We start from the raw sequence: 22,109 nt of genomic DNA, 5'->3' as shown, positions 1-22,109 counted from the left end.
CCTGAGGCATCGTCATGAGCTTCGATCGTCCTCCTTCCGCCGACGCACGGCCCGGCACCACCATCCCCGCCGAGCCCTACCCCTGGCCCTACGACGGCGACCTGCGGCCGTCGAATACGGCGCTGGTCATCATCGACATGCAGACGGATTTCTGCGGGGCGGGCGGCTACGTCGACGCGATGGGCTACGACCTGTCGCTGACCCGGGCGCCGATCGCGCCGATCGCCCGCCTGCTCGCCGCGATGCGCAGCCGCGACTACCTGGTCGTCCACACCCGCGAGGGCCATCGGCCCGACCTCTCCGACCTGCCGGAGAACAAGCGCTGGCGCTCGCGCCGGATCGGCGCCGGCATCGGCGACCCCGGGCCCTGCGGCAAGATCCTGGTGCGCGGCGAACCCGGGTGGGAGATCATCCCCGAACTCGCGCCGCTGTCCGGCGAGGTGGTGATCGACAAGCCCGGCAAGGGCGCGTTCTGCGCCACCGACCTCGAGCTGGTCCTGCGCACCCGCGGCATCCGCAACCTCGTGCTCACCGGCATCACCACCGACGTCTGCGTCTCCACCACCATGCGGGAGGCCAACGACCGCGGCTTCGAATGCGTGGTGCTGGGCGACGCCTGCGGCGCCACCGATCCGCAGAACCACATGGCGGCGCTCCGCATGGTGACGATGCAGGGCGGCGTGTTCGGCGCGGTCTCCGACACCGACGCCGTGATCGCGGCCGTGACCGCGCAGGCGGCCGCATGAGCACGCGCCGCGCCGTCGTCCACCGCATCGCCGTCGCCGCCCCCGACGACGTCTCCGGCCTGGAACGCGCGATCGCGGAGGGCCGGATCGTGCCGGGCGCCGTCGTCGCCATCTTCGGCAAGACCGAGGGCAACGGCCTGGTCAACGACTGGACCCGTGGGCTCGCCGCCCGCGCGCTCCGCGACCTGCTCCGACGGCATGCCGGCGAGGCGGCCGCCGAGCGGGTCTGCTTGGTGATGTCCGGCGGCACCGAGGGCGGTCTGTCCCCGCACCTGACGGTCTTCGAGGTGCGCGAGGCGGACGAACCCGCCGAGCCCGGCGCCCTCGCCATCGGCCACGCCCACACCGCCGACCTGGCGCCCGAAGAGGTCGGGCGCCTGGCCCAGGTCGAGTCGGTGGCCGAGGGCGTGCGCGCGGCGATGCGCGACGCCGGCATCGCCGACCCGGCCGACGTGCAGTTCGTCCAGGTGAAGTGCCCGCTCCTCACCTCGGAGCGGATCGCCGCAGCGCGCGGCCGGGGCGCGGATTGCGCCACCGCCGACACGCTGAAATCCATGGGCCTGTCGCGCGCCGCCGCCTCGCTGGGCATCGCCACGGCGTTGGGCGAGGTCGGCGCGCTGGAGGAGGGCGCGATCGGCCGGGATTTTGCGCTCGCTTCCTCGCGCGCCTCGGCGTCGGCCGGCGTCGAGCTGATGGGCCACGAGATCGTCGTGCTCGGGCGCGGCGCCGGCTGGTCCGGCCCGCTGCGGATCGACCACGCCACCATGGCGGACGCCCTCGACGTCGAGCCGGTGCGGGCCGCGCTGGCCCGGCTCGGCCTCGGCGCGGCCGGACAGCTGGCGCCGGCGCAGCGCGAACGGCTCGTGGCGCTGCTGGCCAAGGCCGAGGCCCCGTCGGACGGGCGCCTGCGCGGGCGTCGCACCACCATGCTCACCGATTCCGACCTCGCCGCGACCCGCCACGCCCGCGGCTTCGTCGGCGGGGTGCTCGCCGGCCTCGTCGGCCACGCCGAACTCTACGTCTCGGGCGGCGCCGAGCATCAGGGACCGGATGGCGGCGGCCCCGTCGCGATCATCGCCCACGCGCCGTGAGAGGCCGCCCATGACGTCGCCAGCCCCGGTCCCGATGCCCGTCCCGCCGCGCGCCATCGGCGTCGAGACCGTCGGCATGACGAAGCGCTTCGGCGCCTTCGCCGCCCTCGACGACGTGTCGATGAAGATCGCGGCCGGCGGCTTCCACGCGCTGCTCGGCGAGAACGGCGCCGGCAAGTCGACCTTGGTGAAGTGCGTGATGGGCTTCTACGCCCCGAGTGCCGGCACGGTGCTGGTCGACGGCCGCGAGGCCGAGATCACCAACCCGAAGGGCGCGCAGGGGCGCGGACTCGGCATGGTCTACCAGCACTTCACGCTGGTGCCCTCGCTCACGGGAGCCGAGAACCTCGTCATCAGCCGCGCCGACGCGCCCTCCGTGATCGCCTGGGGCCGCGAGCGCGCGCGGCTCTCCGCCTTCATGGCCGGCATGCCGTTCCGGCTGAACCTCGACCGGCCGGTGGCGGAGCTGGCGGCGGGCGAGAAGCAGAAGCTCGAGATCGTCAAGCAGCTCTATCTCGAAGCCCGCTTCCTGATCCTCGACGAGCCGACCTCGGTCTTGACGCCGGCCGAGGCCGAGGAGGTGCTGGGGCTGCTCCGCGCGATGACCGATCGCGGCGACCTCACCGTGCTGATGATCAGCCACAAGTTCCGCGAGGTCGAGACCTTCGCCCGGAGCCTGAGCGTGCTCCGGCGCGGGAAGCTCGTGGGCGGCGGCGCGGTCGGCGAACTCTCCCGCGACGACATGGCGGCGATGATGATGGGCGAGCGCAAGGTGCGCGTGCCGGCCGCCCGCGTCGGCGCGCCCGACGAAGCCCGCGAGGTCCTGCGCATCGCGGGCGTCACCGCCACCGACGCCTCGGGCCTGCGCCACATCGCGATCGACGCGCTCAGTGTTCGCGCCCGCGAGGTCGTCGGCATCGCCGGCGTCTCGGGCAACGGCCAGAAGGAGCTGGCCGACGTGCTCGGCGGGCAGGTCCGCGCCACCGGCGGCCGGGTGGTGGTGGCCGGCGCGCCCTATGCCGGCACCCGCGCCGAGAGCCGCGCGCGAAAAGTCCGGTTCATCCCGGAGGAGCCGCTGCGCAACGCCTGCGCGCCGCGGATGTCGGTGGTCGAGAACCTGGGCTTTCGCGCCTTCGACCGGCGCGGCGACGACCCCACGGCCAAGCCGACCTTCTGGCTCGACCGGGGGGCGATGGCCCGGCGCGGACGCGACCTGATCGAGCGGTTCAAGGTGAAGACCGCCTCCTCGGAGGCGCCGATCGCCACCCTGTCCGGCGGCAACGTGCAGCGGGCGGTGCTCGCCCGCGAGCTGACCGACCCGGTCGACCTGCTGATCGTGGTCAACCCGTGCTTCGGCCTCGATTTCTCCGCCGTCTCGGAGATCCGCAACCGGATCGTGGCCGCGCGCAACGCCGGCGCCGCGGTGCTGCTGATCAGCGAAGACCTCGACGAGATCCTGGAGCTGTCCGACCGCATCGTGGTGATGTCGGAGGGCCGCCTCGTCTACGAGACGCCGGCCGCCACCGCCGAGGTGGCCACGATCGGCCGCCACATGGCCGGGCACCACTGAGGTCGGGCGTCCGACAGGGACTGGGTGTCCGGCCACAAGCCCCTCGGGATCAGGGGGCGCGTAGCTGCGCGCGAAGGAATCCTCCAGCGATCGCGCGACAGCGAGGTGTTCGGATGCCGGCGCTTCGTGGAGCGGGCCGAAGGCTGACGCCCGACTGCATCCCTCGCGCGTGACGGTCTCGTGCGGGTGCCGCATCGCGACATCGCGACCGGAGCAAAGGCGCCAGATCCGAGTTCCCTTCCGTCGAGACGGCGCCGCGCCTGCATCCGGGCCGAATTCCGGCAGGATGCGAACAGCTCGATTCGGAAGGACGCATGGCGCAGGGCACGGATCTCACCGGCGAAGCGTGGACGCTCGCGAGCTTCACCGCGGCGATCCATCGGGGCGGCGTCGGCCTCTGGGCGTGGTCGCCGGAGCGGCGCCTCGCCCAGCTCGACGAACTCTGCCGCGCGTTCTGGGAGACGACGGAGCCGGTGGTCGGCATCGACGCCCTCTTCGCGCGGGTGAACGCCGAGGACCGCCCCGCGATGATGCGGGACTGGGCGGCGAGCGCCGTCGACCCGCACGCCTACAGCTTCGACTTCCGCATCGGCGAGGGCGCCGACGCGCGCTGGATCTCGGCGCGCGGCGTCGGCGGCGAGGCCGGCCGGGTCGGCGAATGGGTCCAGGCCATCTTCCTCGACATCACCGACCGCAAGCGGGCCGAGGAGGCCGAGCGGCTGCTGACCGCCGAGCTCGCCCACCGCGTCTCGAACATGTTCACGGTCGCCCGCGCGCTCACCGCCATCGTCGCAAGGGAGGCGACCTCGACGCCGAACTTCGCCGAGGACCTGTCGCAGCGCTTCGGCGTGCTGCACGAGGCGACCGCCCTGGCGATGCGCGCCAGTGGGGCCGACCAGGGCGACGTGCGCCTGCGCGACCTCGCCGAGCGCATCCTGGCGCCGTACCTGCGCGGCGCCGACATCACCGTGGACGTGGCGGACGCGGTCGTGGCGCCGCGCGACAAGGTCAACGACTACGCGATGATCTTCCACGAGCTCGCCACCAACTCCGCCAAGTACGGCGCGCTGGCGGGCGGCGGCACCCTCGACCTCGTGGCGCGGGTCGCCGACGACGTGCTGACGCTGGACTGGACCGAGGCCGGCGCGGCGTCCGGGATCACCAAGGCCGACGGCACCGGGTTCGGCTCGCGCCTTCTCAAGCAGACGATCGAGCGGAGCCTCGCCGGCCGCTTCGAGCGCACCATCGACGCCGCCGGGCTGCATTTCCGGATGGTGGTCCCGGCCCGGTGACGGGCCGGCGGCCGCGCCGCGCTCACCTCGCGACCGAACACGAAGGAGGGCGCCCGACTCGCGTCGGGCGCCCTCGAACGATGAACCTGTGCGGACGGGCGATGCCCGCCCGCGCGTCCGTTCGTCAGTAGCCGTAGGCCGGGTAGCCGTAGCCGTAGGCCGGGGCGTAACCGTAGGCCGGCGCGTAGCCGTAGCCGCCGTAATAGCCGACCGGGCGGCCGTAGCCGTATCCGCCGTAACCACCATAGCCGCCGTAACCACCATAGCCGCCGTAGGAATTCGCGACGATCGCGCCGGCTGCGAGGCCGGCGATGCCGAGGCCGATGGCCGCGCCCGGGCCGATGCCGCGGCGGTAGCCGTAGCCGCGTCCGTATCCGCCGTAGCCACGGTATCCGCCGTAGCCGCCGCGGAAGCCGACGCCGCGATAGCCGTAGCCGCCGTGACCGTAGCCGCCGCCGTAACCCCAGCCGCGGGCCTCGGCGGGCGCCGACGCCAGCAGGCCGAGGCCGAGCAGCGCGGTGGAAGCGAGTGCGAGCTTGCGCATTCGAGTTCTCCTGTCGTGATGCGTATGGGACCTAAAACACCTTCGGCCCGATCGCGTTCCAACAGGGGATGATCGTTCGCTGCGTCGCAGCGTCCGGCGATGGAAATCCGACGCCGGGTGCCAGGAGTTCCTGCTCCTTCTCGGATGGTCCGGCGTGGAGGCCGGGCATCGGTTTCCGACCGCTCGGGATCGGCCTGCGGCGACCGTCCGCGATGCCCCCTGCGCCCCCCGCGTTGACCGGAGGCGATCGCCTGACGCATGAAGGCCGGCGGCATCACGGGCGTCCGGACGGGCGCTCCGCCGTCGCCGCGGACCGTTCGCGAACGGGTGTTCCGGGGCGGCGAGCCTCCCGGAACATGTCCCTGGAAATGGACGGCATGGACGACGAGATCGAGCGCCTGCGCAGCGAGAACCGGAGACTCGAGGCCGAAGTCGCGCGCCTGCGCGAGCGCAACGCCGCGCATGTGCGCCTGCCGCAGGAGGGCCAGCGCACCTCCGGGGCGGACGTCGACCTGCTGTTCACGGCGGCGGAGAAGACCCGCATGCCGCAGATCGTCACCGACCCGAACCTGCCGGACAACCCGATCGTGTTCGCCAACCGGGCGTTCCAGGTCCTGTGCGGCTACTCGGCCGAGGAGCTGATCGGCCGCAACTGCCGCTTCCTGCAGGGGCCGGACACCGACCCGTCCGACATCGCCAAGGTGCGCGACGCCATCGCCGCGCGGCGCGACGTGGTCGTCGAGATCCTGAACTACCGCCGCGACGGCTCGACCTTCCGCAACGAGCTCTACGTCAGCCCGGTCTTCACCCCCGAGGGCCACCTGCGCTACTTCTTCGCGAGCCAGCTCGACGTCACCCGGTTCCGCACCGAGGAGGGCATGCTCGCCGAGAGCGAGGCGCGCTACCGCACCCTGTTCAACGCGCTCGACGCCGGCTTCTGCGTGATCGAGCTGCGGTTCGACGCCGACGGCCGCGCGGTCGACTACCGCTTCGTCGAGGCCAACCCCGCCTTCTCGCGCCACACCGGCCTCGACGACGTGGTCGGCAAGTGGGTGAGCGAGGTGGTGCCCGACCTCGAGCGGAGCTGGCTCGACACCTACGGAAAGGTCGCCCTGACCGGCCGGGCCGTCCGCTTCGAGAGCGGGGTCGTCGCGCTCGGCCGCTGGTTCGAGGTCCAGGCCCTGCGCATCGGCGATCCCGTGCAGCACCGCGTCGCCCTGCTGTTCAACGACGTGACCGACCGGCAGAAGGCCGAGAGCGTCCTGCGCGACACCGCCCGCGACCGGACCACGGAGCGCGACCTGGTCTGGCGGGCCAGCCGCGACCTCCTCGTGGTCTGCGGCTTCGACGGCCTCTACCGCTCGGTCAACCCGGCCTGGAACGGGATGCTGGGCTGGTCCGCCTTCGAGCTCGTGCGCACCTCGTTCAGCGACTACGTCCACCCCGAGGACAAGGCGGCCGCCTCCGCCGCCTTCGAGCAGCTGCGCGCCGGCCAGGTGCTGGACAGCCTCGACGTGCGCATGCTCACCGCCGACGGCGGCTACCGCTGGGTGTCGTGGAACGCGATCCCGCAGGAGGACCACTTCTACGGCGCCGGCCGCGACGTCACCGAGCGCCGCGCCCTGGAGGAGCAGCTGCGCCAGTCGCAGAAGCTCGAGGCGGTCGGCCAGCTCACCGGCGGCGTCGCGCACGACTTCAACAACCTGCTGACGGTGATCCGGTCCTCGACCGACCTGCTCAAGCGCCCCGACCTGCCGGAGGAGCGCCGCCAGCGCTACATCGGCGCGATCTCCGACACGGTCACCCGCGCCGCCAAGCTCACCGGGCAGCTGCTCGCCTTCGCCCGGCGCCAGTCCCTGACCCCGGAGGTGTTCGACGTCGGCCGCAGCGTCGCCTCGGTCGCCGACATGGTCGGCACGCTCACCGGCGCCCGCATCCGCGTGGTCACCGACGTCGCCGCCAACCGCGACGGGCGCGGCAACGAGGTGCCCTACCTGATCGACGCCGACCCGAGCCAGTTCGACACCGCGCTGGTCAACATGGCCATCAACGCCCGGGACGCGATGGACGGGGAGGGCCGCCTCGACATCAACGTCCGCCGCGCCTCCGCCATCCCGGCGGTGCGCGCCCATCCCCGCGTCGCCGGCGACTTCGTCGCCGTCTCGGTCCGCGACACCGGCACCGGCATCGCGACCGCCGACCTCGACCGGATCTTCGAGCCCTTCTACACCACCAAGGGCGTGGGCCAGGGCACCGGGCTCGGCCTGTCGCAGGTGTTCGGCTTCGCCAAGCAGTCGGGCGGCGAGGTCGTGGTCGAGAGCACGCTGGGCGAGGGCACGACCTTCACCCTGTACCTGCCCCGCGAGGTCGGGCGCTCGGTGGCGGCCGAGGACGACGGCGAGCCCGAGCCCCTGGCCGACGGGCACGGCACCCGCGTCCTCGTGGTCGAGGACAACCAGGAGGTCGGCTCCTTCGCCACCCAGGCCTTGCGCGAGCTCGGCTACGAGACCGTGTGGGCGATGAGCGCGGAGGAGGCCCTGACGGTGCTCTCCGCGTCCCCGCGCTTCGACGTGGTGTTCTCCGACGTGGTGATGCCGGGGATGAACGGCATCGACATGGCGCGGGAGATCCGCCACCGCCAAGCCGGCCTGCCGGTCGTGCTCGCCTCCGGCTACAGCCACGTCATCGCCGAGCAGGGCACCCACGGCTTCCCGCTCCTGAAGAAGCCCTACTCGGTGGAGGACCTGTCCCGCACCCTGCGGCGGGCGGTCAACCGCGCCGGCGCGGCGGGGCCCTGATCCGTCCACCATGAGCCCCGCATGCCCCGCCGCATCCTGATCACCGGCGCCAGCGTCGCCGGCAACACCGCGGCGTGGTGGCTGGGGCGCTCCGGCTTCGACGTCACCGTCGTCGAGCGGGCGCCGGACTTCCGGGACGGCGGCCAGAACGTCGACGTCCGCGGGGTCGGGCGCGCGGTCCTGCGCCGCATGGGCCTGGAGCAGATCGCCCTCGCGCAGGGCACCGGCGAGGAGGGCACCGCCTGGGTCGACGGGCAGGGCCGGGCGGTCGCGGCCTTCCGGATGGATCCGAGCCTCGGCGACGGCCCGACGGCGGAGATGGAGATCCTGCGCGGCGACCTCGCGCGGCTGCTCTACGAGCCCGCCCGGCAGCGCGCGACCTACCGCTTCGGCGACCGCGTGACCCGCATCGACGACGCGGCCGACGCCGTGACGGTGGGCTTCGCGAGCGGGGCGAGCGCGCGCTACGACGCGGTCCTGATCGCCGAGGGCGTCGGCTCGAGCACGCGCGAACTGGTCTTCCCCGGCGAGGCCGACCCGCGCTGGATGGACCTGACCATCGCCTACTTCACCATCCCGCGCATCGCGGGCGACGACCGGATGTGGCGCTGGTTCAACGCGCCGGGCGGGCGCGGCATCTCGCTGCGTCCCGACCAGCACGGCACCACGCGCGCGATGCTGACCCTGCGCCAGCCCCCGGGCGGCGAGCAGGATTGGGACGCCGCCCGGCAGAAGGCCTACCTGCGCGAACGCTTCGCCGACGCCGGCTGGCAGGCCGCGCGCGTCCTGTCCGGCCTCGACGCCACCGCGGACTTCTACTTCGACGTGCTGCGCCAGGTGCGGATGCCGCGGTGGTCCGGCGGCCGCGTGGCGGTCACCGGAGACGCGGCCTGGTGCGCCACGCCGCTCGCCGGCATCGGCACGACGCTGGCCGTCACAGGCGCCTACGTCCTCGCCGCGGAGCTGGCCGCCGCCGACGACGTCGCCGCGGCCTTCGCCGCCTACGAGCGCGCGATGCGCCCGATGGTCGAGGACGGGCAGGGCGTGCCCAAGATCGCGCCGAAGCTGATGAACCCGAACACCCGCCTCGGCATCCGCCTGCTCCACGGCGCCCTGCGCATCGCGAGCACCAAGCCCGCCCGCCGCCTGGCTGCGCGCTTCACCGCCGGCCGCGCCAAGGAGCCGGACCTGAGCCGGTATCCGGTGCCGGAGGTGTGACACGGCCTCCGCGCGATCGAAGCGGAGGCCGCCTCTTCCGCGCGATCAATATTCGAGGGCGATCTTGCCGAAGTGATCGCCGGCCTGCTGCAGGCGGAAGGCCTCGGCGATGTCGTCCAGCGGGAAGCTGCGGTCGATCACCGGACGCAGGCCCGTCGCCTCCAGGCCGCGGATCATCTGCTGCTGGAGGCGGCGGCTGCCGACGATCAGGCCCTGAAGCCTCTGCTGGCGTGCCATCAGCGCCGCGGTCGGCACCGGGCCGGCCGGCCCGGTGAGCACGCCGATCAGCGCGATGTGGCCGCCGACCCGTGCCGCCACGATCGACTCGGCGAGCGTGCCGGCACCGCCGACCTCGACCACGTGGTCGACGCCGCGCCCGCCGGTCAGGTCGCGCACCGCCATGCCCCAGTCGGGCCGGGTGCGATAGTTGACGAGGTGGTCCGCCCCAAGCCCGCGGGCGCGTTCCAGCTTCGCGTCGGAGGACGAGGTGGCGATGACGGTCGCCCCCATCGCCTTGGCGATCTGGAGCGCGAAGATCGACACGCCGCCGGTGCCGAGCACCAGCACGCTGTCGCCCTCCTTGAGACCGCCATTCGCCACCAGCGCCCGCCAGGCCGTCAGCCCGGCGGTGGTCAACGTCGCCGCCTCCGCGTGGCTGTAGCCGGCCGGCGCGCGGGTGAAGCCGCTGGCCGGCGCGACCACGACCTCGCGGGCGTAGCCGTCCACGCCGTCGCCCGGCGTGGTCGAGAAGTCGGCGACCGTGGGCTCGCCGTCGATCCAGTGCGGGAAGAACGTCGAGACGACGCGGTCTCCCACCGACAGGTCGGCGACGCCCGCGCCCACGGCCTCGACGATCCCGGCGCCGTCGGACATCGGCACGCGCCCGGGGGCGGTCTTCATGCGCCCGGTGACGACGGCGAGGTCGTGGAAGTTGAGCGAGCTGGCATGGATGCGCACGCGCACCTCGCCGGCCCCGGGCGCACCGGGATCGAGGCCGTCGACGATCGAGAGCCCGTCGAGGCCGAGCGCGCCGCCACAGGTGATGGTCTTCATCGAAACGTTTTCCTTCTTCAGGCGGCCGGCAGGGCGTCGCGGACCGCTTGCGCCAGCGGGGTGGTCGGGCGGCCGATCAGCCGGGAGAGCTGGCGGCCGTCGTCGAACAACGCGCCCTGCGAGGCGTCGACGTCCCAGGCGGCGAGCCCTTCGGCGAAGGCGTCGGGGATGCCGGCGCCCTTGAGGATGCCGGCATAGGTGTCCTGCGGCAGGTTCTGGTAGGGGATCGCGCGCCCGGCCGCCTTCGACAGCTCGGCGGCGAGATCGGAAAGCGTCACGGCGTCGTCGCCGGCGAGCTCGTAGGTGCGGCCTTCATGACCCTGGCCGGTCAACACCGCGACCGCGGCGTCGGCGTAGTCGGCGCGTGACGCCAGGGACAGCTTGCCGTCGCCGGCGCTGCCGACGAAGGCGCCGTTGGCGAGCGCCGGCGGGATCGAGGCGGTGTAGTTCTCGACGTACCAGCCGTTGCGCAGGATCGTGGCGGGGATGCCGGACGCGGCCAGATCCGCCTCGGTCGCGCGATGCTCCTCGGCCAGGCTGATCGGCGAGCGGTCCGCGTGCAGGATGCTGGTGTAGACGATGCGCCCGACGCCGGCACGCTTGGCGGCCTCAATGACGTTGCGGTGCTGCACGGCGCGCTGGCCGACCTCGCTCGACGAGATCAGCAGCAGCGTCTCCACGCCCTCCAGGGCGGCGGCCATCGTGTCGGGCTTGGCGTAGTCGAAGGCGCGGGCGGCGACGCCGAGGCCGGCCGCCTTGCCGGGCGAGCGGACGAGCGCGACGACGGCGTCGGCGGGAACCTCGGCCTTCAGGGCTCGATCACGAGGCGCCCGAGCTGGCCGGTGGCACCGGTCACGGCGATGGTCATGGGTGTTCTCCGTCTTGGATCAGTTGGATCGGACGCGGGTCCGGCGTCGGCGGAGGTCCTCCTGGAGGAGGCCCGGTTCGGGGGCGCCGCCTGTCGCAAGCCGGGATATGGACCTTGCCGTCCGATGCGATAATCGACAATGTATGACGATCTGCTCACACCAGGAGTACGAGGTCGTGGCAGATCGTCTGACCGGCATGGAGGTGTTCGTCCGCGTGGTCCGCCTCGGCGGCATCTCGGCCGCCGCGCGCGCGCTGCGCATGTCCGCGGCCATGGCGACGAAGCACATCGATGCGCTGGAGGCGCGGCTGGGCACCGCGCTGGTCCATCGCACGACGCGGCGGGTCTCGCCGACCGAGGCCGGCGCCGCCTACCTGGAACGCACCGAGCGCATCCTGGCCGAGATCGGCGAAGCGGAGGGCGAGGCGGCTTCGCGCGCCCTGGAGGTCGAGGGGCTGCTGCGGGTGAGCGCGCCCGCGACCTTCGGCGTCCTCCACCTCGCGCCGCTGCTACCCGCCTTCCATGCGCGCCATCCGCGGGTGACGGTCGAGTTCGGCTTCACCGACCGCTACGTCGACCTGCTCGAGGAGAAGTGGGACGTGGCGGTGCGCATCGGCCGGCTCGTCGACAGCAGCCTGGTCGCGCGCAAGCTCGCGCCGATGCGGATCGCGCTGTGCGGCGCCCCCGGCTACCTGCGCGAACGGGGGACGCCCCGGATCCTCGCGGACCTCACCGCCCACGATTGCCTGGGCTACACCATCGTCTCGCAGGCCGGCACCTCGACCTGGAGCTTCGGGCGCGGCGGGGAGGTCGTCGTCCCGGTGCGCGGCAGCATGCACGCCAACAACGGGGAGGCGCTGGTCCGCGCCGCGGCGGCCGGCCAGGGCCTCGTCTACGGGCCGCGCTTCGTCGCCGCGGCCGAGCTGTCGCGGGGCGCGCTGGTCGAGATCGACCTCGACGTGCCGACTATGGATCTCGGCTGGGTGCAGGCCTTGACCCACCCCACCCGCCGCCCGGCCGCCAAGACCCGAGCCTGGGTCGCGTTCCTCGCCGAAACCATCCCCGCGATGGCGTCGGAGTGGTGAGGACAGGGCTTTCGAGCGAGCGTTCGGACTTCCGACCAACCCGGCGGACCGGCCGTCGTGAAGGCTACAATCCGCAAGGATCGCACGTGAGTGGCGATCCGACATCCGTCCGTGCAGCTGGGTCGCTCCCGCGTCGCGCCTAGGATGCCGGGATGCGCGTCGGCTCGCTGTCGCGAAAAACGCCCGCCTGCGGCACCAGGCGGAATCGGGTCCCCCAAGGGTCCTGAAGCACGAGCGCGCCGTCGGCCGCGTCCGGCGTCAGGCCGGCGTCCCGGCAGCGGTCGCGGACCGCCGCCAGCGTCGGGGCGTCGGCCAGCAGGACCACCTCGGCGAGGCCGGCCATGGCGGCGGGCCGTTCGCGCGCGCCCCGGCTTTGCCAGACGTTCGTCGCGAGCTGGTGGTGGTAGCCGCCGGCGCCGAGGAAGGTCGCGCCCGGGTAGCGGATCATCACGTCGAACCCGAGCAGCCCGGCGTAGAAGCGGTCCGCCGGCTCGATCTCGCCCACCTGCAGGTGGACGTGCCCGACCCGCCCGCCCGGCGGCATGCCGGCCCAGGGTCCCGACGCGGCCTGGGTGAGCGCGGCGACATCGAGCCGGTCCCTCCGCAGGACGATCGTGCCGTCCGGCTCCTTCGGCCAGGCCGAACTCGGGCGGTCGGCGTAGACCTCGATGCCGTTGCCCTCCGGGTCGTCGAGGTAGACGGCTTCGCTGACGACATGGTCGGACGCCCCCGACAGGCGGACGCCGCGCTCCCTCGCATGCGCGAGCCACGCGCCGAGGTGCCCCCGGCTCGGCAGCAGGAAGGCCGTGTGGTAGAGGCCGGCCTCCCCGGGGCTCCAGGGGCGGGCCGCCGCGTCGCGCCGGAGTTCGAGCAGCACCGTCGCGCCGACGCCGAGGCGCACGACGTCGGCCTCCTGCGAGACGGTCGTCAGGCCGACGACCTCGCGGTAGAAGCCGGCGAGGACGTCGAGGTCGCGGACGACCAGGGCGACGCTTCCGATGCAATAGGGCGCCGTGTCGAGCAGCGAGCCGGTCCCCTCGGCGGGTGGCCGCGTCGGGCCGACGATGTTTGCCATGTCCGTATCCTTTCAGCGCCGGATTCCGCTGCGGTCTCGGCGAGAGGACGCGTCGCGGTGCGCCGGCCCTCGGTCGTCGCAGGCGTCCCGCGGGGGCCGTGGTTCAGGGGCCCGGCTTGGTCGCGGCGACGAGGTCCACATCGACGCCGACCTCCAGCGCGACCCATTGGCCCGAGGCCCACGCGCCCTGGCCGACGCCGAACTCGGTGCGAACGAGGCCGACATGGCCGGTGGCGTGCGCCTGCCGGTCGTCGAGCGTCAGGTGGAAGGGCAGCGTCAGCGGCCGGCTCTTGTCCCGGATCGTCAGCGTGCCGACCGCCTCGTAGTCGCCGTGGCCCTTGTCGACGAACCGGGTCGCCTCGAAGCGGGCCTGGGTCGCGCTCTTCACGTCGAACCAGTCCTTCTGCGGCAGGGCCGCGTCGCGCTGGACGTCGCCGGTCCGCGCGCTGGCGAGGTCGACCAGCACCACCGCATGTCCGGCCTCCGGCTGGGCGGGGTCGAAAGCGATCTTGGCGTCGAAGCGCTCGAAGCGGCCGGTGAACGGGGCGCCGACCTGCACGCCCGCGAACGTGATGGTGCTCTTGGCGGGATCGACGGCCCACTCGGCGGCGACAGCCGGAACCGTGCCGCCCAGCAGGGCTGCGACGAGGAGGAGGTGACGCAGGGTCATCGGGGCGATCCCAGGGTTTCGGACGGGGCCGGCGGCGTGCGGGCCGGCAGCATGCGGCGCAGGACGTCGTCGCGCAGGACGAGGTGGTGACGCAGCGCCGCCGCCACATGCAGGACTAGGAGCGCCGTCAGCAGCCACGCCCCGTAGGCGTGCACCTGCTTCAGGGCGCCTTCCGCCGCGGCCTGGTCCGGGACCAGCGCCTCCAGCGGCAGGTGCGGCCACGGCACGAGGCCGTACAGCACGGTCGGGATGTTGAACGGGGAGAGCGAGACCACGGCCCAGCCGGTCAGGGGCAGCCCGACCAGCAGGAGGTAGAGCAGGCCGTGGGCGGCCGAGGCCGCGCGACGCTCCCGCGGCGGCATGGCGGCCGGGTGCGCCGGCGGCCGGTGCGACAGGCGCCAGAGGACGCGCAGCACCGTCAGCGCCAGCACCGTGACGCCGACCGACTTGTGCCATTGATAGAGCTGGAACTGGCGCATCGGCGCCAGCGCCGCATGGGTCATGGTCAGGCCCAGGCCGATCAGGACGAGCACGCAGAGGGCGCTCGTCCAGTGCAGAAGGATGGCCACGAGCGTGTAGCGTCGCGCCGTCTCGACGGGGGCCATGGCCATCCTCCTGTGAACCGGTCAGTCCTGACGCTCGAAGGCGCCGGCGATGGTCAGGTGGAGCTCGTCGCCGATCAGCGGCACGTAGGTCTTCACGCCGAACTCGGAGCGCTTGAGCGTCCCCGTCGCCTCGAAGCCGACCGTGTATTTCTTGCTGAGCGGGTTGGCGCCGGCGCCGACCAAGGTCACGTCGAGGGTCACCGGCTTGGTCACGCCGTGGAGCGTCAGGTCGCCCGTCACCTTCGCGTGGTCCTTGCCGGCCGGCGCGACCTTGGTGGAGACGAAGGTCATGTCGGGGTACTTGCCGGCGTCGAGCCACTGGTCGCCCTTGAGCTCGCCGGTGAGCTTGGCGCTGGTCGTCGTCACCGAGGCGACCGGGACCTTGATCGAGAGCTTCGAGGCGGCCGGGTTCTTCGGGTCGAGCGTGAGGCTGCCGGAGACGTCCGAGAAGCCGCCGGCGTAGTTCGAGAAGCCCATGTGCGACACCCGCCAGCCGACCTGGGTGTGGCCGGGATCGACCGCGTAGGTGCCGGACTGGATCTGGGCGGGGTCGCGGGTCGCCTGGGCCAGGGCCGGCGTGCCCGCGAGCAGGGCGAGGGCGAGGCCGGAGGCGAGACCGGAGCCGAGGAAGGACTTCAAGGGACTTCTCCTTGGTGTGGACGGGGGCTCGCCACCACGACGGCCGGGCCGAGCGCCCCCGCGACTGACCCTGCACCTAGCCCCGTTGGCGGCCGGGGTTGAGCCTGCTATCCGGCACTACATGGTTGCGAGAACGGAAACCTTCGGCGGTCGCCTCGACGACCTGCGCGCCTTCTGCGCGGTCATCGACCTCGGCACGGTGACGGCGGCGGCGGCCAGCCGGAGCGAGACCAAGGGAAGCGTCAGCCGGCGCATCTCGCGGCTGGAGGCGGCGCTCGGCGCCACCCTGATGGCCCGGCACCCTCGCGCCGTGACGCCGACGGCCGAGGGCGTCGCGTTCTACGCCAAGGCGCAGGAGAGCCTTGCGCTCCTCGACGACGCGGCCGAGACCGCGCGCGACGCCCGCACCGTCCCGGCCGGACACCTGCGCGTGACGACCGCAGTCGACTTCGGCATCGAGCTCATGCCGGGAATCCTCACCAGTTTTCGCAGGGCCTACCCGCAGATCACCATCGACCTGATCAACACCGACGCGCGCCTCGACCTCGCAGCCAACCGGATCGACCTCGCCCTGCGCTTCGGCGACGCGGAGGAGAGCGGATACCGGGCCGCGCTGATCGTCAACCTCTGGATCGGGCTCTACGCGTCCCCGGACTACCTCGCACGGCATCCAGCGCCGGCGGACCTCGCGGCGCTCGCGGAGCACGACCTGATCCTGTCCCGGGAGCGGCCGGGCGCGACGGGCTTCCTGCTCAACGACGGGAACGGCCGGATCGAGCAGGTCTCGCTCGACCCCGCCATCCGGGCGAGCGACTTCGCCGCGGTCTTCCGGCTGACGCAGGAGGGGGCGGGCATCGGCCACCTGCCGAGCGCCGTGGCGGCGCGCGCCCTCGAGAGCGGAACGCTCGTGCGGGTGCTCGCGCCCTGGGCGACCGCGGGGGGCGCGTTGCGCGCGGTGAGCCTCGCGGGGCGGGAGTTGCCGGCACGGGTGCGGGTCTTCCGCGAACACGTCCGCGCCGAGATGATGAAGCGGTTCTCGGTCGAGTCCGATCAGAGCTGACGCCGGGACGGTCCTGAGAGCCTGTCTGCGGTCCTCGGCGGCCGGCGCCCTGCCGCCGCCGCATGCCGGCATCGCCCGCCCGATCACGGGCGTGACCGCCATGATGGGCCGCCTGGCCTAGGGCGACGTCGGCCTGACGGTGCCCGGTGCGGGCCGCCGAGACGAAGTCGGCGCGATGGCCGCGGAAGAGCTCGGCGCCTCCGTCCAGGAGATCGGCCGACAGGTGCAGGGCTCGGCGAGCTTGGCGCAGGCGGCCATGGGCGAGGCCGACGAGACGGCGCAGCTCGTCCAGGCCCTGACCCGGGCCGCGGCCAAGATCGACGACGGGGTCGGGCCGATCTCCGGCATCGCCGGGCAGACCAACCTCCCGGCGCTGAACGCCACGATCGAGGCGGCGCGGGCCGGGGAAGCCGGCCGCGGCTTCGCCGTGGTGGCCGCCGAGGTCAAGGAGCTGGCGAGCCAGACGGCGCGGGCGACCCACGAGATCGCCGGGCAGATCGCGCAGATCCAGTCGGCCACGGGTCACGGCGATCGACGGGATCGCGGTGCGCATCCGCGACATGAGCGCCATGGCGACCACGATCGCCGCGGCGGTCGAGGAGCAGGGCGCGGCGACCCAGGAGATCGTGCGCAACGTCACCCAGGCCTCGGTGGGGACGAGCGAGGTCACGAGCACCATCGCCGGCGTGGCGGGCGCCGCCGAGGAGAAGGGGGCCGCGGCGTCCCAGGTGTTCGCGTCGGCCTCCGCGCTGTCGCGCCAGTCCGACCACCTCGGCGCGGAGGTGACCCGCTTCCTCGCGACGGTGCGCGCGGCATGAGTTGCGGGCCGCCGCGCCTGCCGCTTTGTCAGCTTATGCGCGCCGGTACGCGGTGGGATATCGCGTGATGACCGCGGTCGGTCGGCGCGGTGATGCGGGCTCGCGGCGACCGCGGTCTTGTCGCGGACGATGATGCTGCGCAGAGCGCCAAGCTGGTGCCGGTGGAGAGGATCGAATTCTACAAAACGCCGAATTTATCAACAAAATCAACAAATACTATAGGTTTTATTCTTATATTGTAACAGTGGAACAGACAGGTTTTGTAACATGGTTCTGCCAGGTGGACCATGCTAAATCACGGCGCATCGCCTTATCGCGCGGCGCGCACGGCAGCGATCTCCCGCGCCGACTGTGAGATGGCGCGCTCCGCAGCGATACGAGCCCGCAACGTCATGCGCCGCTCCTTTATCACGCGCACGGCAGACCGGGTTCGCACGGCAGTGACAACCGTTCTGGGGGCTGCCGTTGGAGCAGGTGCTGCTGCCGGGGCAGGTGCCGCAGGCGAGATCGCAACGGGCTGCTCGACTGAGGCCACCGGGTCCGCGATGGCCGAACTGCCCGTAAGGGCGAATACAATGAGCGCCGCGCCTCTGCTGGCATAACCTATTGGTCGAATCACCCACATCGCGCACTGTCCTTCTTCGAAGCTGCCGCAACGCCATTCCGGCTGATCAACGGGCTGGTCTCGTCTCAGCGGTGAGTGGCTCCACTGCCGGTCCAGGCGCAGCAATCGTATGGACATTGCGATAGCGATTCAATCTCACCCCAATCATCGTCTCGAACTTGTCGCGCAATGCGCTCACGGATACGGCACGCCGTTCGCCGCCGGCACCGGCAGAGTAGAATATCGGGCGGTTCGCTTCCGCCGGTTTCGGCAGCAGATCGGCAGCGACGGCATCGGGCGCCGTCATTGCCCGCGCGAGTAGGCGCTCGGCCCCATCCGGACCGAGGAAGTGAATGAGGTACGTCTCGCCGCCAGTTAGCGGCCGCCCGAGCCGGCGACCGATCCGCTCGCTGTCCCGCTTAAGCATTTCAGCGGCAAACACAGCCGATAGGTACGCATCGTTCCGCATCGTGAGGATGCGCGTCCGCTCCGCAGACGAAAGGTCGCCCGCGACGACGCGTGCCTCGCGCTCGAGGCCATAGCTCGACCCAAAATCTTTAATTACTCCCAGCCACGTGCGCTCGATGAACTGGAACAGACCGGTTGCGGAAGAAGTTTGAGCTTGTACTTCGGTGGCGAAACTTGACTCTTTGTCGGCAATCGCCATTAACAACACCGGGTCGGTCTTGGTAATCCGGGCAGCACGGACGATCTTCTCAACGAGGTGGCGACGGATCTTCATCGGGCCGAAGATCAGCACTTCGTCAGGGTTGCTCGGTCCGCTGGACTCGAGCGCGATCGCAAGCGATTCGTAGGCCGCCAGTTCCGGGCGGGCTGAGGCCCCCTTTCGCGCGGCCGACAGGTCGCCGCTGAGGATCGCACTGCCCACCGAGGTCGCGAGCTTTACGGCGGGCCGCGAGAGGGGTTGCGCTTCGGCCAGGGGAATGCGCTTGAGCGCGACTCCGCTGGGCACCAGCTTGATCACCGGTATCAGCGGCGAAGCGGCCGACGCGTCGAGGTCCGACACGTCGTAGAGTTGCGCGGCTACGTCCTCGGAAACGAGCAGCACCGCCGAATCCGGGGCGAGCTGCAGGATGGCGGTGGCCTGGACGAGATCCTGGTCCTCTTCAGGTGCGCTCGGCGCCAGGAGGGTGCCGAAGGCAAGGGCCGCCGCGACGAGAACGAGGATCAGCCCGGCACCGAGATAGGGCAGCCGCTCCGTGTCCGGCAGGCGGACCAGGGAGCGCAGCGTCGCCCACGCGGTCTCGCCGCGCTGCGCGGGGCGCGTTGGTTCCTGTACGGTTCGCGCCTCGGCGCGGCGCTCCGATACGAAGTCGCTGGCGGCAGCGTACCAGTCGACCGGTGGCGTTCCCTGCGGTCCGGCAAGCTCCAATTCCACGGCGCGGGCATGGAGGTGCTCGGCCAGGATTTTCGAGGTGCCGAGCGCGCGAGCGAGATCTCGCGACGACCCTAGCGTGCCAGTACGGTGGGCGTGGAGCGTGTGAAACCAGTGCACCAACTGTGGCTGCGGCTTGGAGAACGGTGTCCCTTGGCACGGATAGATCTTGTAGCCGCAGGCGTTGCAGGCGAACGCCCGATGCGTTCCGGTGGCTGCGAACCCGGCCCTGCGCCCGCAGGCCGCGCACGCCGCCTCCAGGTGGCGCAGGCGCATCGTTTCCGCGAGGCACTGCTCCTCCGAGATCGCTTGTACTTCGGCCCCCTGCTTCACCTGCCTATCCAGTCCAAATCAAGAAACCGGTGGGCAGCATGTCATATCGTGCCACACGGGTAGCCCCACCGCCTCGTTACGAAACCATCCACCTAGAATCCCACACCCATCATCGGGCGCTGCATCGGCCGCGCAGCGGTCGAGACCGGTGCCTGGGGCGGGGCGGCGGCGGGCCGCGGAGCAACTGCGACCGGGGCCGGGCGCGGCCTCGGCTGCACCGCCTCGCGGCGGGGCTTCGGACGCTCCTGCGCCGGCTCCGGCCGCGGCCGGACCGCCTCGCGCTGCGGCCGCGGCCGGACCGCCTCGCGCTGCGGCTTCGGCCGAGCCTTCTCGACGACATCCGGTTCCGGCTTAGGCTTAGGCTTGCGCGCGACCGGCTGCGGCTTTTCCACCGCGATGCAGGCATCGCCATGCGCCTTCGTGCCGGGGCCACAGGCGAGCGGGCAAAAATGGGCAGGCTTGAGCTTGAGATCTCGAAGCAGGTCCGGCGTCGGCTCGGTCGGGACGGGGGTCAGCTTCGCGTGCAGGGCGTAGTTCGCCAGAGCGCTCCGAGACTTCACGTTCCAGGTCGCGTCGGCGCTCTCCTCGAAACACCCGATGCGACCGAGTTCGGCCTCTGCTTCGCGATGCAGCCTATCCTTATCGAGGGTTTCCGCCGGGAAGGCGCTGACGGGGGGCTTGGCATCGGGCAGCGGCGCCCGCGGCTCGTTGTAGGCCATCCGGCTGTTGCCGACGGCAACCGCCCGCGGCTCAGGCTCGTTGCCGGACACCGGGGCCTTCGCGTCGAGCGCCGCGAAGCGGCCGAGCGGCGCAGGCGCCTCGGGAGCGGCCCGAGCCAGATCGATCCGAGCCGCCTCGGCGGCGCGTTCCTGTTCCACGAGGCGCCGCGTCTCCACAGCCCGCTCTTCGGCGACGTGCGCCTGCTCGGCAACGCGCCTGTCCTCCGCTGCCTTTTCCTCGGCGAGCACCTTGCGACGAGTTTCCTCGGCAGCGCGAGCCAGTTCGACGGCTCGGGTCTGCTCGGCGAGACGTCGCGTTTCTGCCGCCCGCTCCTCGGCGGCCCGGGCCTTCTCCGCAAGACGCTGACCCTCCGCGGCTTTCTCCTGAGTGATACGAGCTTGGCGGGCCTCCTCCTCTACACGCATCCTGTCGGCCACGCGGCGCGCCTCGGCGGCCCGCTCCTCTGCCACGTGGGCGAGACGGGCCTCCTCCGCCGCGCGCGCCTGTTCCGTCATCCGTCGGTCCTCGGCGGCCTTCTCCTCGGCGATACGAGCTTGGCGGGCCTCCTCCGCCGCGCGCATCCTGTCGGCCACGCGGCGTGACTCGGCGGCCCGCTCTTCTGCCACGTGGGCGAGACGGGTTTCCTCCGCCGCGCGCGCCTGTTCCGCCATCCGTTGATCCTCGGCGGCCTTCTCCTCGGCGAGGGCGCGCCTGCGCGTCTCCTCGGCGGCACGGGCGTGTTCCGCGACGCGCCTCGCCTCGGCGGCCCGCTCCTCGGCAAGGGATTTCCGGCGTGCCGCTTCCGAGATGCGGGCCGTTTCGGCTAGGCGGCGCGCTTCCGCCGCCCTGTCTTCGGCGAGCCGCTTTTCGCGTAACTCTTCGGCCACCCGCGCCTGCTCGGCGACGCGCCGGTCCTCGGCGGCCTTCTCCTCAGCGAGCCCGCGCCGAACCGCCTCCGCCTCTTCCTCGCGCCGCGCACGCGCAGCCTCGACGCGTCGAGCCTGCTCCAGCTTCAGGGCCGCCCACTCGTCCGGCTGCCGCTGACGCGTCGCGAAGGCGTCGTCCAGACGCGCCAACCTCGAAGCGGCGGCGTCGGCGAGGTCGCTGCCGGGATATTGTTTAAGGAAGTCGCGGAATAAGGCCGGATCGGTCGCCTCACGGATACGGCGCCACACGTCGCGATCGGTCTCGCTGCGGTTGATGAAAAACTGTCCGGGATAGGAGAGCGACAGTTCTGGCGTTTGGCGCCCCCCGCTCTGCTTGTCTACGGCGATGCTGACGCGCTGAAAAAATTGCGGCAGGTCGAGGCCGGGCTCGTCGATGACCCGAAGGAAGGCGCTGCTGAAGATGCTGTTGCGCCCGGTCCCGTCATAGGCAAGCGCGTTGGCCTGCGTCGCGTAGGCTACCACGAGCCCACGGCCGCTGATCTTGGCAAGGCCCGTATCGGCGAACGGATTGCGCGCGCTCTTTTCCTTCAGCGGCAGGTTGCGGCAGGCGTCGAGGACGAGGATGCGAGCGCCCTCGGCACGGTTGAGTTCGCCGACGACATCGTCCACCCGAACGGTCTCGTATTCGAGGTCGAATTCGTCCTGAAGCTTCGCGTCGACCGGGACAATGTAGTTCCGCCCTTTATACTGCAGTCCGTGGCCGGCGTAGTAGGCCAGTGCGGCGTCCGCCCCCTGCGCTGCGCGGGCGAACAGGCGCAACTGGTCACGGATGGCCTCGCGCGACAGGTCGGTTCCGCCCATCACTTCGAAGCCGGCGCGTTTCAGGGCGGCAGTCACGTCCTCGGCGTCGTTGCGGGGGTTAGGCAGCGACGGGAAGCGCGCGTAGGCGGAATTGCCGATCACCAGCGCGACGCGCCGCTCTCGCGGTGCGGCGAGCACCGGGTCTGCGGCGAACATCAGGCACAGGCACAGAAGCA

Annotated in this window: 17 protein-coding genes and 1 pseudogene; 9 read left to right on the top strand and 9 right to left on the bottom strand. The window is 71.9% G+C overall.

The genetic code is table 11. The features are described from left to right. Positions 1 to 14: 14 nt before the first annotated feature. From biuH to MFF13_RS17745, 4 genes are all read left to right on the top strand, one after another. A complete protein-coding gene (gene biuH / locus MFF13_RS17760) occupies positions 15 to 746 on the top strand; it encodes a biuret amidohydrolase (protein ID WP_147830393.1) in 732 nt (243 codons plus the stop codon). Continuing rightward, on the top strand, positions 743 to 1,837 hold the full coding sequence (gene atzD, locus MFF13_RS17755) for a cyanuric acid amidohydrolase (protein ID WP_147763527.1): 1,095 nt from the start codon (positions 743 to 745) through the stop codon (positions 1,835 to 1,837). The genes biuH and atzD overlap by 4 nt, the downstream gene beginning before the upstream one ends. A gap of 10 nt (positions 1,838 to 1,847) precedes the next feature. Next, positions 1,848 to 3,407, top strand: a complete 1,560-nt coding sequence (locus MFF13_RS17750; protein ID WP_147763528.1) for an ABC transporter ATP-binding protein — start codon at positions 1,848 to 1,850, stop codon at positions 3,405 to 3,407. Between the two features lie 314 nt (positions 3,408 to 3,721). Further along, positions 3,722 to 4,699: a sensor histidine kinase gene (locus tag MFF13_RS17745; protein ID WP_147763529.1), complete on the top strand. Its 978-nt coding sequence runs from the start codon at positions 3,722 to 3,724 to the stop codon at positions 4,697 to 4,699. 124 nt (positions 4,700 to 4,823) lie between these two features. Here the strand turns inward: MFF13_RS17745 and MFF13_RS17740 are convergent, their stop codons facing one another. Then, positions 4,824 to 5,243 carry a hypothetical protein gene (locus MFF13_RS17740; RefSeq protein ID WP_238272638.1) on the bottom strand — a complete coding sequence of 140 codons (420 nt, stop codon included), beginning with the start codon at positions 5,241 to 5,243 and terminating at the stop codon, positions 4,824 to 4,826. Between the two features lie 377 nt (positions 5,244 to 5,620). On the opposite strand from MFF13_RS17740, the gene MFF13_RS17735 reads away from it, so the two are divergent. Then, the gene (locus MFF13_RS17735) at positions 5,621 to 8,041 is read left to right on the top strand and encodes a PAS domain S-box protein (RefSeq protein ID WP_147763534.1); all 2,421 of its coding nucleotides are present in this window, start codon (positions 5,621 to 5,623) and stop codon (positions 8,039 to 8,041) included. Between the two features lie 21 nt (positions 8,042 to 8,062). After that, a complete protein-coding gene (locus MFF13_RS17730) occupies positions 8,063 to 9,259 on the top strand; it encodes an FAD-dependent monooxygenase (protein WP_147763530.1) in 1,197 nt (398 codons plus the stop codon). Between the two features lie 45 nt (positions 9,260 to 9,304). Here the strand turns inward: MFF13_RS17730 and MFF13_RS17725 are convergent, their stop codons facing one another. Then, entirely contained in the window at positions 9,305 to 10,312 is a 1,008-nt protein-coding gene (locus tag MFF13_RS17725) for a zinc-dependent alcohol dehydrogenase family protein (protein WP_147763531.1), read from the bottom strand. A gap of 17 nt (positions 10,313 to 10,329) precedes the next feature. Then, positions 10,330 to 11,124, bottom strand: coding sequence for an SDR family oxidoreductase (locus MFF13_RS17720; protein ID WP_444543556.1), 795 nt, complete (start codon positions 11,122 to 11,124; stop codon positions 10,330 to 10,332). A gap of 232 nt (positions 11,125 to 11,356) precedes the next feature. Between MFF13_RS17720 and MFF13_RS17715 the strand changes: the two genes are divergently transcribed. Next, positions 11,357 to 12,265 carry a LysR family transcriptional regulator gene (locus MFF13_RS17715; protein WP_238272637.1) on the top strand — a complete coding sequence of 303 codons (909 nt, stop codon included), beginning with the start codon at positions 11,357 to 11,359 and terminating at the stop codon, positions 12,263 to 12,265. Positions 12,266 to 12,404: 139 nt separating this feature from the next. Here the strand turns inward: MFF13_RS17715 and MFF13_RS17710 are convergent, their stop codons facing one another. The 4 genes from MFF13_RS17710 to MFF13_RS17695 all read right to left on the bottom strand — a co-directional run bounded on the left by MFF13_RS17710 (position 12,405) and on the right by MFF13_RS17695 (position 15,254). Beyond that, on the bottom strand, positions 12,405 to 13,340 hold the full coding sequence (locus tag MFF13_RS17710; RefSeq protein WP_238272636.1) for a VOC family protein: 936 nt from the start codon (positions 13,338 to 13,340) through the stop codon (positions 12,405 to 12,407). 103 nt (positions 13,341 to 13,443) lie between these two features. Next, the gene (locus tag MFF13_RS17705; protein ID WP_147765083.1) at positions 13,444 to 14,010 is read right to left on the bottom strand and encodes a YceI family protein; all 567 of its coding nucleotides are present in this window, start codon (positions 14,008 to 14,010) and stop codon (positions 13,444 to 13,446) included. After that, positions 14,007 to 14,615, bottom strand: a complete 609-nt coding sequence (locus MFF13_RS17700) for a cytochrome b (protein ID WP_147765082.1) — start codon at positions 14,613 to 14,615, stop codon at positions 14,007 to 14,009. Before MFF13_RS17700 ends, MFF13_RS17705 begins: the two co-directional genes overlap by 4 nt. A gap of 21 nt (positions 14,616 to 14,636) precedes the next feature. Further along, complete coding sequence (locus tag MFF13_RS17695; protein WP_147765081.1) at positions 14,637 to 15,254, bottom strand: YceI family protein; 618 nt, start codon at positions 15,252 to 15,254, stop codon at positions 14,637 to 14,639. A gap of 121 nt (positions 15,255 to 15,375) precedes the next feature. Here MFF13_RS17695 and MFF13_RS17690 point away from each other — a divergent pair, with 121 nt between their 5' ends. Further along, positions 15,376 to 16,314 carry a LysR family transcriptional regulator gene (locus MFF13_RS17690; RefSeq protein ID WP_147829273.1) on the top strand — a complete coding sequence of 313 codons (939 nt, stop codon included), beginning with the start codon at positions 15,376 to 15,378 and terminating at the stop codon, positions 16,312 to 16,314. A gap of 172 nt (positions 16,315 to 16,486) precedes the next feature. Beyond that, positions 16,487 to 17,132: pseudogene (locus tag MFF13_RS26435) on the top strand (methyl-accepting chemotaxis protein); the annotation flags it as partial. A 671-nt stretch (positions 17,133 to 17,803) separates the two neighbouring features. On the opposite strand, the gene MFF13_RS26575 reads toward MFF13_RS26435, so the two are convergent. Both MFF13_RS26575 and MFF13_RS17670 read right to left on the bottom strand, forming a co-directional pair. Then, positions 17,804 to 19,465 carry a transglycosylase SLT domain-containing protein gene (locus MFF13_RS26575; RefSeq protein ID WP_373322571.1) on the bottom strand — a complete coding sequence of 554 codons (1,662 nt, stop codon included), beginning with the start codon at positions 19,463 to 19,465 and terminating at the stop codon, positions 17,804 to 17,806. 92 nt (positions 19,466 to 19,557) lie between these two features. Further along, on the bottom strand, positions 19,558 to 22,089 hold the full coding sequence (locus MFF13_RS17670) for a caspase family protein (protein WP_238272635.1): 2,532 nt from the start codon (positions 22,087 to 22,089) through the stop codon (positions 19,558 to 19,560). Positions 22,090 to 22,109 lie beyond the last annotated feature (20 nt).

Source organism: Methylobacterium cerastii (assembly GCF_022179125.1).
Classification (GTDB): Bacteria; Pseudomonadota; Alphaproteobacteria; order Rhizobiales; family Beijerinckiaceae; genus Methylobacterium; species Methylobacterium cerastii.
Note: the sequence above shows the minus strand (reverse complement) of the source record. Positions and strands in the feature narration are given on the sequence as shown.

Bases quoted from the DNA above. Each gene is read 5' to 3' on its own strand.
- atzD (WP_147763527.1), top strand. From the start codon at position 743: ATGAGCACGCGCCGCGCCGTCGTCCACCGCATCGCCGTCGCCGCCCCC.
- MFF13_RS17670 (WP_238272635.1), bottom strand. From the start codon at position 22,089: ATGTTCGCCGCAGACCCGGTGCTCGCCGCACCGCGAGAGCGGCGCGTC.
- MFF13_RS17725 (WP_147763531.1), bottom strand. From the start codon at position 10,312: ATGAAGACCATCACCTGTGGCGGCGCGCTCGGCCTCGACGGGCTCTCG.
- MFF13_RS17710 (WP_238272636.1), bottom strand. From the start codon at position 13,340: ATGGCAAACATCGTCGGCCCGACGCGGCCACCCGCCGAGGGGACCGGC.
- MFF13_RS17700 (WP_147765082.1), bottom strand. From the start codon at position 14,615: ATGGCCCCCGTCGAGACGGCGCGACGCTACACGCTCGTGGCCATCCTT.
- MFF13_RS17735 (WP_147763534.1), top strand. From the start codon at position 5,621: ATGGACGACGAGATCGAGCGCCTGCGCAGCGAGAACCGGAGACTCGAG.
- MFF13_RS17740 (WP_238272638.1), bottom strand. From the start codon at position 5,243: ATGCGCAAGCTCGCACTCGCTTCCACCGCGCTGCTCGGCCTCGGCCTG.
- MFF13_RS17705 (WP_147765083.1), bottom strand. From the start codon at position 14,010: ATGACCCTGCGTCACCTCCTCCTCGTCGCAGCCCTGCTGGGCGGCACG.
- MFF13_RS17750 (WP_147763528.1), top strand. From the start codon at position 1,848: ATGACGTCGCCAGCCCCGGTCCCGATGCCCGTCCCGCCGCGCGCCATC.
- MFF13_RS17730 (WP_147763530.1), top strand. From the start codon at position 8,063: ATGCCCCGCCGCATCCTGATCACCGGCGCCAGCGTCGCCGGCAACACC.
- MFF13_RS17690 (WP_147829273.1), top strand. From the start codon at position 15,376: ATGGTTGCGAGAACGGAAACCTTCGGCGGTCGCCTCGACGACCTGCGC.
- biuH (WP_147830393.1), top strand. From the start codon at position 15: ATGAGCTTCGATCGTCCTCCTTCCGCCGACGCACGGCCCGGCACCACC.
- MFF13_RS17745 (WP_147763529.1), top strand. From the start codon at position 3,722: ATGGCGCAGGGCACGGATCTCACCGGCGAAGCGTGGACGCTCGCGAGC.